Genomic DNA, 12073 nt, shown 5'->3' on the forward strand with positions numbered 1-12073 from the left:
GCGTCCAAGACCGCCAGCGTGGACGCCGGCACGCGGCATGGGTGAAGCTGGGGTGGTGCGCCTCCCCCGCCCAAACAACGGCGACCTGATCGCCTGGGGAGTGTTGGCCGCGGCATTGCTCGCTCCCCTACCCGGCCTGATTCGCTTCACCGGGCCTCCGATGGAGGAGGGGTTCATGCTGCTGTTCCCCCAGTTGGTGGCTGCGGGCAAGGTCCCCAACGTCGACTTTCTGCACCTCTATGGCCCCGGCAGCCTGTGGGCGCTGGCCGGCGTGTACAAGGTGTTCGGCGCGTCGCTGGAGGTGCAGCGCCTGGTGGGCTGGTTCCAACACGGGGCCCTGGTCGTTGGTCTCTACACCTTGATTCGGCCCTGGTCCCGACTGTTGGCCACCGGCGTGGCGCTCACGGCGCTGGTGCAGGTGATCACCCCGGTGGGCCTGACCGCCCTGGCTTGGGACGGCGCCATTGCGTTGGCGGTGTGGTCGCTGGTGCTGGCCACTGCATCGTTGGATCTGCAGACCGCCGGCCCCGACCTGACCGATGCCGACATCAGCCCTCCGATCTCCCGATGGGTGCGGTGGCGCCCCGCCATCGCCGGGCTGCTGGGCGGGCTGGCCTTGCTGTATCGCCCCGACCTGATCGTGGCCATCGGGTTGTCGCTGGGCCTGATGTGGTGGCTGATGGCCGGGCGGGACCGCCGGTTGCTGGGCGCCGGCGTTGCGGCGGGCGTGGCACCGATGCTGATCCAGTTGGCACTGGCGGGCCCGGCGCGGACGATCAACGGCATGGTGCTCGACCCGGTGCTGCGACTCCGCGGCGGACGTTCGCTGCCCAGCCCACCATCAACAACCGAACTCGCCTCCACCCTGCAACGGGCCGCTGCGTTGCGCACCAACGGCTGGCCCCTGCCCCAACTGAGCCCGCCGATGCAGGTGGCCGTGTGGTTTTGGGCGCTCGTCTTGGTCACGTTGGGGGTGATCGGCGTGGCGGCGGTGCTGTGGCGTCACCGCAACACCCCGCGCACCGCCCGGTTTCTCGCCCTTGGTGCGCTGGCGGTCGGCGTCCTGCCCCAGGCGTTGCAACGACCCGACACCACCCACCTGGCCTGGGTGGGATGCCTCACGCTGCCGGCGGTGGCCGTCGCTGCGGCCGAACTGATGCGCTCGAAGGGTTGGTTGCCCGGCGAGTGGCGCGTGAAGGGCCACCTCATCGACGCCAACTCGGCCAACCGGTTCGCGCCGGCCATCATCGCCCTGGTGGTCGGAGGCGGCCTGGTGATGTCGGCCCCCCAGTACACCTCCCGGGCCTACATCGACCTGGTGGGCCAAAGCGTCGGCATCAACCGGGATGCGATCAAAGTGTCCCGGGGTGACCGCCACTACTACTACGGAGACCACCAGCGGGCAGCCGACCTGCAGGCCGCCATCGACATGCTGGACCAGCGGGCCAAGCGCGGCCAGAGCCTGGTGGTGGCCACGGGAGACCTTCGGTTCACGCCCTACTCCGACGCGATCGTGTATTGGATGTTTCCCGAGTTGGTGCCCGGCACCTACTTCATCGAAATGGACCCCGGACTGGCCAACCGTGCCGGTAACGGACTGGCCACCGACATCTCCAATGCCGACTGGGTGCTGCAAACTCGGTTTTGGGATGACTGGGACGAGCCCAACGACTCGGCCAACCCGGGCGACCCGCTACCCAACGAGGTGCTGAAAGAGAAGTTCTGCGTGGTCGGCGAGTGGGACACCGTCGTGTTGTCGGAACGCTGTCGATGAGCCTCCCATCAAAGCGTGCGGTGGCACCGAGGGCGCTCAGTGACCGCACACGCCTGCTGGGGCTGGATGGGCTTCGGGGGGTCGCGGCATCGTTGATCGTGGTGCACCACGCGGCCAACGTGTCCGGACCACAGCGAACCGCACCGTTTACGGAAGTGGCGTGGGTGGCCGACGTGGGCGTCGCCGTGTTCTTCGTGCTGTCGGGGTTTGTCATCTACCGACCCTTCGCCGCAGCCCACCTGTCGGGCAGATCGGTTCCTGCCACCGTGCCCTTCTGGTGGCGTCGTGCGCTGCGCCTGCTGCCTGCGTACTGGTTTGCCCTGTTCGGCCTGTGGGCCCTCGGGCTCAACACCTTCAACTCGGTTGGGGAGATGCTCAGCCAGGCCACGCTGACCCACGTGTTCGGGCCCGGTCTGGCGTTTCAGGGCATCTCGCAGAGCTGGTCGCTGTCGGTGGAACTCAGCTTTTACGCCGTCGTCCCTTTGATCTCATGGGTGGTACGTCGCCGTCGGGTGTCCGGCGGTGCCGTCTCGGACCGACGGGAGTGGGGAATGGTCGGAGCCTTGTTCCTCACGGGCTACCTGGTCCGGTTCGTTTTGTCGCTCGGCGAGGTTTCCTGGGGCGACTCCACCCTGCGTGGCATGTCGTTTCTTTGGCTGCCAACCAACATCGACCTGTTCGCCATCGGCATGGCGATTGCCGTGTTCCACACCCGCAACCTGGTCGGCACAAGCGTCGCCGAACACCTGCGACCCCGAGTCGCGCAGGCCACTCGGCGCCTCCAGCAGGCCTCGCGCCTTGCTGGGCCGTGGTGGCTGGCGGCGGCGGCACTCCTGGTGCTGTACGCCTATGCGGTCGGCCCCGCCGACTTCAACGTGGGCTACACCGGCTGGTTCTGGGAGCGCCGCCAGTTGGTCTACGGGCTGATCGGCCTGGCGTTGGTGTTCCCGCTGAGCCGGCCCGGCGGCGCAGGCATCACCCGGCGGGTGTTGGCCTCCAGCATCGGGGTGTGGTTTGGTGCGTTCTCCTATGGCCTCTACCTGTGGCACAACGCCTGGATCGAGCGCCTGGGCGCCGAGCTGGCCCAACCCAACCCGGGTCTGCCGGCATTTCTCGGCACGGGGTTCGGCAACGTCTGGTTTCCCGCCACCCTGGCCGTGGGTTTTGTTCTGGGATTGATTTGCGGCGCCATCGGCTGGTTCGTCGTCGAGGAACCTCTGCAACGGTTCAGGTCGTTGTTTCGGACATGACGCACGCCGCCGACCTCTCGAGGGCCGGGTGGCCCGTCGTGGCCTCCGACCTGGATGGCACCCTGCTGGGTTCCGACCACGCCGTGGCCGACCGCACCGTGAGCGCCATCGATCGGGTACGAGCGCACGGCGGAAGGTTTCTCATGGTCACGGGGCGACCCGTGCGCTGGATCGTCGAACTGGCCGAGCGGCTCGGCACCACCGACCCGGTCATTGCCCTGAACGGTGCCGTCGTGTGGGATCCCGGCAGCGGCGAGGTGATGCGTTCGGCTCCGCTCGACGTCGACCTGATCGGCGGGCTCATCGAACGGCTGGCGGGCGAGGACCCCGATTTGCTCTGGGCCGTGGAGCGCCCGATGCGGCACGCCCGAACCCCCGATTTCGCTCCACATTTGAGTGCCGACGGCGCCGAGGTGGGCCCGCTCGACGAACTGCTGTCGGGCACCATCACCAAGGTGCTGTGCCGGGCCGAACGGTTTCATCCCGATCGTTTCGAGCGCATCCGCACCCAGGTGGGTGATGCGGCGAAGGTGACGCACTCGGGGAACGAGGCGCTGATCGAGATCAGTGCTCCCGGCGTGCACAAGGCGGCGACGCTGGCTGCGCTGGTTGATGAGTGGTCGCTTCGACCCGACGACGTGCTGGCATTCGGCGATCAGGTCAACGACGAGGAGATGCTCGGCTGGGCGGGTTGGGGCGTGGCGATGGCCAACGGCGCACCGCACGTGCGTCGCATGGCCGACGAGGTCACCGGCACCAACGACGAGGGCGGCGTGGCCCACATCCTCGAACGCGAATTTCCCGAGCTCGGCTGAGCGGCGCCCAGGCGTGGGGTCGGCGACGCCGCAGCCGATGGCGGCGTGAGCCACCTCAGTAGGCGCCGCCCAGCTTGTGGTGGTCCCAGGTGACCACCTTGTCGGCGTGAACCACCACGGCGGCCCGCTTGTTGGACATCGCCTCGGCCACGGCCCGCCGCTCCTGGGCGCTGGAGGTCTCGATATACCGGCCAACCACCGACTCGGCGATATCGATCACCCGGGGGTCGCCCTCCTCGATCAGCTCGGCGCGCCCCACGATCTGCACACCGCGCAGCGTCTCGTAGCTGTCGCCGTCCTCCACCAGAACCGTGATGTTGGCGTCGCGGCGCAGGTTGGCCACCTTCTGGCTCCGGGCAAAGGTCTCGAAGGCCGGGCGACCTTCCTCGAACCCGTACCACATCGCCACCAGATGGATGGTGCCGTCCTTGCCATGGGTGGCAACCTGCATGGAGCGACGGCCACCAAGAAACTCGGCCTGCTCATCATCGGACATGCGGATCTGGTCTCGACGGTTACTTGCCATGGGTCCCCCACGTGTTGGTCGAATCGGACACCTCGAACACGACGATGCCGGTGGTCGGCGCCGAGGCTATGGCGTTGCCGTGCCACACGTCGTTACAGGTCGCGCTCGGCCAACACCACGCCCAAATGCTCCAGCTCGGGCACCCGGGGAAAGTTTGGCGTCGTCGGGATGGGTGGCGCGGCCAGGAGGCCCGCCTCGCACGCCACGCGGTCCACCAAGGCCACGTCGAGGCGCTCCTCATTCCGTAAGCGAGGCTCGGTCGGGTCCCGGCCCACATCGGCGGGTTCGGGCTCGACGCGGCCATCGGGCTCGGCCTGCCAGCGTGCGATGGCAACGTCATAGAGGGCCTGCGGCACCCGGTACCCGACACCGGCCACCAGCCACACCGGCACGCCCAGGTGGCGCGCCACTGCCGCCGCCGGCACCGAGCCGGTGACGCACAGCGCCTCGCCGGGACCTGCGATGGACGCCTCCACCAGCACCGCATCGCTGGCAGCCACCGCAGCCGCCACGGCCTCGGGAGCCACCCGGGTGGCAACGATGCCACGCAGGCCCAGCTGCCGAGCCAACTCGGCGCCCTCCCCCAGCGCGTCGAGCGCCAACACACTGACATCGCCCCGACGCAGGAGGCCCTGAGCGGCCTGGATCGACCATCCCACGACGGTCACGGTGGCTCCGTGAGGCAACGCCGCCTCCAACTCCACCGCCGTTCGGTCGGCGGCCAGCTCCCTCAGCAGCTCGGCGACCTCGCGGCGCACGTCCGCTGCGGTCACCACCCGGGCAGCCATCCACCACAGCGGCCCACTGACCGGACGGCGGCTGAGAATACGCCGACATGCCACCAACAGCTCCGCGGAATCGACCTGGCCGAACCGCGACGACAGGCCCAGAACGGCCTCGGCGGTCTCCTCCACCAGCATGGCGGCGGGGACACCACCCGACCGGGCGACGTAGCGGAGGTGCTCGATGGGATGCAGGTCCGTCAACCTACAACGTGGGCACAGTGCGAAAAGGGGCGCTTTGACAGCTCGGCGGGCTAGATTTGCGGCTGTGGATCAGCTCTCACCCGACCTGGAACTGCACCCGTTGCAGGGCAAGCCCCTCACCCTCGCCGATCAGGTGGTGATGTTCCATCTGGTGGTCGTCGTGGTCGACCCCTACACGGTGGAGAGTTCATGGCTGCTCGACACCGCCGGTGAGATGCTGACGCAGTTCTTTGGCGCCGACTGCCGGGTGGCGTTCGTTGCCACCGCCGACGAGTACGACACCAGGGCCTTCCTTGGGCCGTGGGCCGAGCGGTTGCTCACCTACGCCGACCCCGACCGCACCCTGGCCAAGGCCGCCGAGGTCACCGAACTGCCCGCCATTTTGCATATCGACAACGACTGCAACATCGTCGGTCGCGCCGAGGGATGGCAACCCGACGAGTGGCGTGAGCTGGCCCATCGTCTGGCCAAGGACATGTCGTGGTCGGCGCCTCCCATCCCCAAGGTGGGCGATCCCGTGGCATTCGCCGGGTCGCCGGCCACCTAACGCACGCTCGTTCACCGAGTTGAGCCGGGTGGCTGGGCCTCCCTACCCACAGGTGACGCCTGGGGGCGGATCGCCGACGGCCACACCCACCGGATCTGCCGGCGGTGCCGGGGCGCTTGCGGGCGCTGCGGAACCGGGCGCAGCCTCGTCGTCGGCGGCCTCGTCAGGCGACGGGTCCCCTGCATCCGACCCGGCGGCCTGGGCCTTGGGCCAATCAAAGCGGTTGAAGTCGGTGCCGATCACCAACTGCACGTCGCCGGGACCGAGGCTGTCGTCCTCCACCAGGTCCACCGGGGTGACGAAGTAGGACGCCGCCAACTCGGCCAACGGCTTTGAGTCGGGCCCGTGGCGGATCTCCGATTGATCAACCTTGCCACCGGCCGGGTTGCCGACACCGGTGGAAACGAACCCAAAGCGTTCGAACTCGGTGGCCAGGCTTGCAGCCAGGCCGTCACGGCCGGTGCCGTTGAGCAGCTCGAAGCTGACCTGCTCCGGCTGCGGTCCGGCATCGACATGCGCCTGCTGGGGTGCCTCCCCCCGGAACGGCGCAAGCACCGCCGGGGCCGCGGCCTCGTCCAACCGCTGCACCTGCGCACCGGAGGACAACGTGTCGTCGGTGGTGGGCACCACCGAGGTTTGAAGGTCGTCGGGTGAGAAACTGCGGAACCGCCTGCCCAGCGCCAACAGGGTGCGCAACGACAGATCCTGGTCGAGGGTGACGGTCTTGGTGAGGGTGGAGCCCAGCGTGTCGAAGGCCCCGACGTTGGTGACGCTCAGCTTGGACACCCTGCTCAAGGCCCGGCGAAGAAAGATCTGTTGGCGGGTCACGCGGCCGAGGTCGCCGGTGGGATCGGTGCTCCAGGTACCGTCCGGCTCTTGATATTGCAGGTGTCGGGCCCGCGAAAACGCAAGCGCCTGGTAGGGGTCCAACATGACGCAACCCTTGGCCCCGATGTTCAGGCCGGAGTTTCGGTCCCGAACCGGTGCGGGCACGTAGACGGGCACGCCGCCGACCGCTTCCACCAGACGCTGAAAGGCGACGAAGTCGACCTCGACGTAGTGGTTGACGGGCACACCGAGGTTTTCCTGAACCGCATCGATCACCGCCTGTGGGCCATCGTTGTACGCGGCGTTGATGCGGTGACCCTCGCCGTCGATCTGCACCCACAGATCGCGGGGAACCGAAAGTACCGACACCGCCTTTTTGGACGGGTCGACCCGCACCACCATCAAGGTGTCGGAGCGGTGGCCGGATTGTTGCTCGGCAGTATCGAGAAAGGCGCCAGACCCGGCAGCGTCGGAGGTAATGCCCTCCCGGGTGTCCGAGCCGACCACCAGGTAGTTGCTGGGCCCCTGCTTGGAGACGGCCTCCAGGTCGACATCCACCCGGTCCACGTTGGCGTATCGCCCCCACGCCCAGGTGCCGGCCGCAGCAACCACCAACACCATCGCCAGCCCTGCGCCGCACAGGGCCATGAGGCGGCGTTGCCGAGGGTTGCGGGATCTGAGAACAACTTTGGACATACGTCGCCAAACTCGGGGGGTTGGGCCACCGGGAGGCGACAGCGAAACGGGGTGGTCGCCACGGCCCGGTCCGACCACGATATCGGTGGGAGGCCGCCGGACGGTGGCAGTAAGATTTGCGCCCATGGTTGACACCGCACCCGAAGCCGCTCCCACGTCTGGCGTGCCGGCCAAGCCACCCCGCTGGACCTACCAGTGGCAGGAACTGAAGGCCGAGGTCATCGACACCGGCCTGTGCACCGGCTGTGCCGGATGCGTCATCGCCTGCCCCCATGACGTGATCGGTTACGACCACGCCCAGGGCGGTTACCGGCCGTTCCACCTGGAGGACGAACTGGGGCCCGACGACTGCATCCACGGCCAGAAGGGATGCACCTCCTGCACCAGGGCGTGCCCACGATTCCGTGCCTGGGAACCCCAGGCCAACGAGCACCTGTTTGCACGCGAACGCACCGACGACGAGGTCGCCGGCATCTACCAGGACATCCTGTTGACCCGGGCGTCGGACAAGATGGTGCACGAAATGGGCCAGGACGGCGGGCTGGTGTCGGCGATCCTGATCTGGGCGATGGAGCACGACTACATCGACGCCGCACTGGTGAGCTTTCTGGAGGGTGACGCCAACTCGTGGGTGGCCAAGCCGGGAGTCGCCGCCAACCGCGAGGAGATCCTGGCCGCAGCGGGCAGCCGCTACACCTATTCGGCCAACACCCTGGCCATGGACGAGGCCCTCGAAGCCGGCCACAAGAATCTGGCGTTGGTCGGCATGAGCTGCCAGAGTTCGGTGCCGCCGGTGATGTGGAGCCGCAAGGTGGGCAAGATCTCCAAGCCGGTGAAGTTCAACCTGGGCCTGCTGTGCTCCAAAACGTTTGACGACGCCATCTTCGAGGAACTCTTCTGGCCAAAGTACGGCTTGAAGCGCTCCGAGATCGCCAAGATGAACATCAAAGGCGTCTTCCAGATTTGGACGACCGACGGCACCTACCGTGAGGTGCCGCTCAAGGAGTGCCACGCCTGGACCCGCGAAGGCTGCAAGATGTGCCCCGACTTCGCCGCCGAGCACGCCGACATCAGCTGTGGCGGCATCGGAGCAAACGCCGACTGGACGCTCACGATCGTGCGCACCGATCTCGGCCGGGAGATCATGTCGCGGATGATCGCCGACGGGTCACTCGAGACCCGACCTGGCGACTCCGACCCCGGAGCGATCGCCCTCATGCGGCGCCTCGCCGAGAACAGCCGGGCCCGCTGGCCAACGACGGCCGCACCCGAGATACGCCTGGGCCTGCCGGTCAAGAAATAGCGGACACACCCGCCGGGTCTCAACCGGGGATCAACCGAGGTTGGGCGACTACCCGGGCTTGGTGGTCGAGGTTTGCGCCTCGGTCGTGGTGGGTGATGCGTCCGAACCACCCTCCTTGCACTTGTCGATCGCCGCCTGGATACCGGCCGGAATCACGATCTTGCGGTTTTCCTCTTCGGCGGTCGACTGCGACTTGTCGAACTTGTTGAACTCTTTCCAGGGCACGGTCTTCTTCAGTTGCGCCCAGACGCACCGGCAGTACTCAGCCGAGGAGCCGTCCTTGCAGCCCACCATGAAGTTGGCTTCCGCCCGCTCGTTGTAATTGGTGGGCAGATCGGAGCAGCCGCCCAGCACCAGGATGCCAACGATCAGGGCCGAGGCATACCTGCCCCGCCGCGCGCCGCTGAAGGCCTTCGGCTGAGATGCGGGCTGAGGGGAGCGGCTGGCCAAACGGTTGAACACGGCTGCGGAGCGTACCAGTGGCCCTCACCCAAGGCAGTTCGAAGCGCGTGTTCGGCTCAACCACGTGCCCGATTGTCGTGCGCCGCAAGGCCGGCGATGGCCCGGGCTCGGGCAAACGTGTCATCCAACATGTTCTCGGTCAGGCGCCCGGTGAAGGTGTTCTGCTGGCTGACGTGGTAGCAGCCCAGGATGGTGGGGCCGGCCGCCGTGGCCACCTCCACGCCGTGGCCAAACCGGGGCCGGGGTGACACGTCAAAGAGGCGGGCAAGCACCGAGAACCCAAACCCGCCCAGCGACACCACCACCGACACGTTGCTCAGCGCCGCCAACTCCCGCTCCAGATAGCCCACGCAGTTGTCACGTTCGGTGATGGTCGGCTTGTTGTCCGGAGGGGCACAATGCACCGGTGAGGTGATCCAGACGTCGGACAGAACCATGTCGTCGTCGCGCGACTCGGTGTGGCCCTGGCTGGCAAACCCGGCCCGCCACAACGCCCGGTACAGCCACTCACCGGATCGGTCCCCGCAGAACATCCGGCCGGTGCGGTTGGCCCCATGTGCCGCCGGGGCCAAGCCCACCACCGCCACCGACGCCTGCGGGTCCCCCCAGCCAGGCACCCCGCGCCCCCAATAGTCCCAGTCGGCGAAGGCCGCACGCTTTTCCCGGGCCACGCGCTCTCGCCACTCGACCAGGCGCGGACAGGCCCGGCACGCAACGATCTCCGTTTCAATCTGTGCGAGTACCTCCGCAGACGAGGGATCTGAGCCGGTGCTGGTCACGCTGTCAGCCTGCCACGCGCCCCTGCCGAGGAGGGGAGCGGGCCTGGCGGCCGGGTCGCCGAGTCGGCCGAGGGCCGCCTGCTCGGTATCCTCGTGGGGGAATGACCACCCCCTCGCACGACCATCACCCGACCGACCAGCCCAACCCGACCGACCCGGCAAACCCGACCGACCCGGCAAACACAGCGAGCCACACGCTGGTGCTGTTGGTCCGTCACGGGCTGACGGAGCTGACCGGCAGCGTCCTCTATGGCCGCACCCCCGGCAACCACCTGTCCGAACAGGGCGTCACCCAGGCCGAGGCCGTGGCCAAACGCATCGCCCCACTCGGCGACCGTGTGCGGGCGGTGGTGGCCTCCAACATCGAACGCACTCAGGAGACCGCAGCACCGATCGCCGCAGCGCTCAACCTCACCGTCGACACCGACGATGCACTCCTGGAGGCCGACTTCGGCGAGTGGACCAACCAGCCACTCGATCGGCTCCGCACCAGGCCCGAGTGGCACAGTGTGCAGAACCATCCGTCCACGTTTCGATTTCCCGGTGGCGAGTCGTTCATGGAGATGCAACAGCGCATGGTGGGCGCCGTGCACCACTGGGCCGACCGCTGTGTTGGGGGCACGGTGGTGTTGGTCTCCCACGCCGACCTGATCAAGACCTACGTGGCCTTTGCGGCGGGCACACACCTGGACCAGTTCCAGCGGCTGGTGATCAGCCCCACCTCGGTCACTCCGATCCTGCTGGGGGCCGGGGCGCCCATCGTGTTGGCCGTGAACTCGACCGGTGGCGACCTCGCCGCCCTGGCTCCGGCATGATCCCCCCAATGAGTTCAGGCGGTCAGCAGCCATCGACGGGAGCGTGAGCGTTCATGTCTGAGATGTTCGACCATCCCGATGACTTTCTTCCCGGCGCCGTGGGCGATCCGGGTGCCCGCGTGTTCTACCTGCAGGCACGGGACGGTCACCGGATCACCACGCTGCGTTGCGAGAAGGAGCAGGTGCTGGCACTGGCCCAGTTTCTGATGCGGCTGGTGGGCGACGAGGGTGCCATCGAACCGCTGGGTGAGCTCATCGAACCGGTCATCGAAGGCTTCACGGTGGGAAACCTTCTGGTTTCAGCCGAGGACGCCGACGGGTCGGTGCTGGTGGTCGCCGAGGAACTGGTGCCGGAATCCGACGATGCGCCCGCCTCCGGGGAACCCCGGGAGTTGCAGGTGCGCATGACCGCGGCCACCGCCCGAGGGTTTGCGCAGCGGGCCGGACGGCTGTTGGCAGGCAGCCGACCCATCTGCGAACTGTGCGGGCGGCCGATGGACCCCCATGGGCACGCCTGCCCACGGTTGAACTAGTGACGGCCTAGCCCGTGCCCGAACTCGACCTCGGCTCCACGCTGGAACCGGACGACCCAACCGTCGAGGCGGCGTTGGCTGCCGGCGACATCGAGGTGCTCGGCCGCATCCCGTGGAGTTCCAATGCCACGTTCGTCGTGCGGGTGTGCCGGTTGGGACAGCGGTTGACCGCCATCTACAAGCCCGAGCGCGGTGAACGCCCGTTGTGGGATTTTCCGGCCGGGCTGTGGCGGCGCGAACGGGCCGCCAAGCTGCTCGATCTTCAACTCGGCTGGACGTTCGTACCGCCAACCGTGGTGCGCCACGACGCTCCACTGGGGGTGGGCACCGTCCAATACTTCATCCCCAGCGACGTGAACGTCACCGCGTTCGACCTGGTGACACAACCGCGATGGGCAACCGACCTGGCTCGACTGGCCGCGTTCGACATCGTCGCCAACAACACCGACCGCAAGGCCGGTCACTGTCTGTTGGGCGCAGACGATCGGCTCTATGCCATCGACCACGGCCTGTGCTTTCACACCGAGGAGAAGGTGCGCACGGTTTTGTGGGACTTTGCCGGCGAGCCGATCGACGCCGAGCTGCGCTCGTTGCTGGGCGCATGGTCGACCGAGTCAATCGACCCGGAGTTTGCCGACCTGCTGGACCGCGACGAGGTGAGCGCAATGGTGGAACGGGCGCACCGGCTGGCCGAGGCGGGCATACTGCCCAGCGACCCGACCGGCCGGCGCTACCCCTGGCCACTCGTCTAGCAACCGA

At 67.7% G+C, this 12073-nt stretch carries 13 protein-coding genes; 8 read left to right on the forward strand and 5 right to left on the reverse strand.

Annotation, left to right across the window (positions count from 1 at the left end):
* Positions 1-37: 37 nt before the first annotated feature.
* From MPARV_RS0103575 to MPARV_RS0103585, 3 genes are read left to right on the forward strand one after another with little or no spacing between them, the layout of a single operon-like run.
* Entirely contained in the window at positions 38-1774 is a 1737-nt protein-coding gene (locus MPARV_RS0103575; RefSeq protein WP_020377277.1) for a hypothetical protein, read from the forward strand.
* Positions 1771-3024, forward strand: coding sequence for an acyltransferase family protein (locus MPARV_RS0103580; RefSeq protein ID WP_012227401.1), 1254 nt, complete (start codon positions 1771-1773; stop codon positions 3022-3024). The genes MPARV_RS0103575 and MPARV_RS0103580 overlap by 4 nt, the downstream gene beginning before the upstream one ends.
* The gene (locus MPARV_RS0103585; protein ID WP_020377279.1) at positions 3021-3839 is read left to right on the forward strand and encodes a Cof-type HAD-IIB family hydrolase; all 819 of its coding nucleotides are present in this window, start codon (positions 3021-3023) and stop codon (positions 3837-3839) included. The genes MPARV_RS0103580 and MPARV_RS0103585 overlap by 4 nt, the downstream gene beginning before the upstream one ends.
* Before the next feature lie 55 nt (positions 3840-3894).
* On the opposite strand, the gene MPARV_RS0103590 is transcribed toward MPARV_RS0103585, so the two are convergent.
* Both MPARV_RS0103590 and MPARV_RS0103600 read right to left on the reverse strand, forming a co-directional pair.
* Positions 3895-4365 (reverse strand): TIGR03618 family F420-dependent PPOX class oxidoreductase, encoded by a 471-nt coding sequence (locus tag MPARV_RS0103590; RefSeq protein WP_031277173.1) that lies wholly within the window; start codon positions 4363-4365, stop codon positions 3895-3897.
* A 92-nt stretch (positions 4366-4457) separates the two neighbouring features.
* Complete coding sequence (locus tag MPARV_RS0103600; protein ID WP_012227394.1) at positions 4458-5351, reverse strand: hypothetical protein; 894 nt, start codon at positions 5349-5351, stop codon at positions 4458-4460.
* Positions 5352-5415: 64 nt separating this feature from the next.
* On the opposite strand from MPARV_RS0103600, the gene MPARV_RS0103605 reads away from it, so the two are divergent.
* Entirely contained in the window at positions 5416-5898 is a 483-nt protein-coding gene (locus MPARV_RS0103605; protein WP_020377283.1) for a hypothetical protein, read from the forward strand.
* Between the two features lie 42 nt (positions 5899-5940).
* Here the strand turns inward: MPARV_RS0103605 and MPARV_RS0103610 are convergent, their stop codons facing one another.
* A complete protein-coding gene (locus tag MPARV_RS0103610) occupies positions 5941-7422 on the reverse strand; it encodes an LCP family protein (RefSeq protein WP_172636549.1) in 1482 nt (493 codons plus the stop codon).
* Positions 7423-7546: 124 nt separating this feature from the next.
* On the opposite strand from MPARV_RS0103610, the gene MPARV_RS0103615 reads away from it, so the two are divergent.
* Positions 7547-8725 carry a Coenzyme F420 hydrogenase/dehydrogenase, beta subunit C-terminal domain gene (locus MPARV_RS0103615; protein ID WP_020377285.1) on the forward strand — a complete coding sequence of 393 codons (1179 nt, stop codon included), beginning with the start codon at positions 7547-7549 and terminating at the stop codon, positions 8723-8725.
* A 48-nt stretch (positions 8726-8773) separates the two neighbouring features.
* On the opposite strand, the gene MPARV_RS0103620 is transcribed toward MPARV_RS0103615, so the two are convergent.
* Together MPARV_RS0103620 and MPARV_RS0103625 are read right to left on the reverse strand one after the other, a co-directional pair.
* On the reverse strand, positions 8774-9187 hold the full coding sequence (locus MPARV_RS0103620) for a hypothetical protein (protein ID WP_012227386.1): 414 nt from the start codon (positions 9185-9187) through the stop codon (positions 8774-8776).
* A gap of 56 nt (positions 9188-9243) precedes the next feature.
* On the reverse strand, positions 9244-9966 hold the full coding sequence (locus tag MPARV_RS0103625) for a uracil-DNA glycosylase (RefSeq protein ID WP_012227384.1): 723 nt from the start codon (positions 9964-9966) through the stop codon (positions 9244-9246).
* A gap of 101 nt (positions 9967-10067) precedes the next feature.
* Here MPARV_RS0103625 and MPARV_RS0103630 point away from each other — a divergent pair, with 101 nt between their 5' ends.
* The 3 genes from MPARV_RS0103630 to MPARV_RS0103640 are packed head-to-tail and all read left to right on the forward strand — an operon-like array spanning position 10068 to position 12066.
* A complete protein-coding gene (locus tag MPARV_RS0103630; RefSeq protein ID WP_020377286.1) occupies positions 10068-10781 on the forward strand; it encodes a histidine phosphatase family protein in 714 nt (237 codons plus the stop codon).
* Positions 10782-10834: 53 nt separating this feature from the next.
* Positions 10835-11314 carry a DUF3090 family protein gene (locus MPARV_RS0103635; protein ID WP_012227380.1) on the forward strand — a complete coding sequence of 160 codons (480 nt, stop codon included), beginning with the start codon at positions 10835-10837 and terminating at the stop codon, positions 11312-11314.
* Positions 11315-11328: 14 nt separating this feature from the next.
* Positions 11329-12066: an SCO1664 family protein gene (locus tag MPARV_RS0103640; RefSeq protein WP_020377288.1), complete on the forward strand. Its 738-nt coding sequence runs from the start codon at positions 11329-11331 to the stop codon at positions 12064-12066.
* The last annotated feature ends 7 nt before the right edge of the window (positions 12067-12073 follow it).

It is taken from the genome of Candidatus Microthrix parvicella Bio17-1, assembly GCF_000299415.1.
GTDB classification, from domain to species: Bacteria; Actinomycetota; Acidimicrobiia; order Acidimicrobiales; family Microtrichaceae; genus Microthrix; species Microthrix parvicella.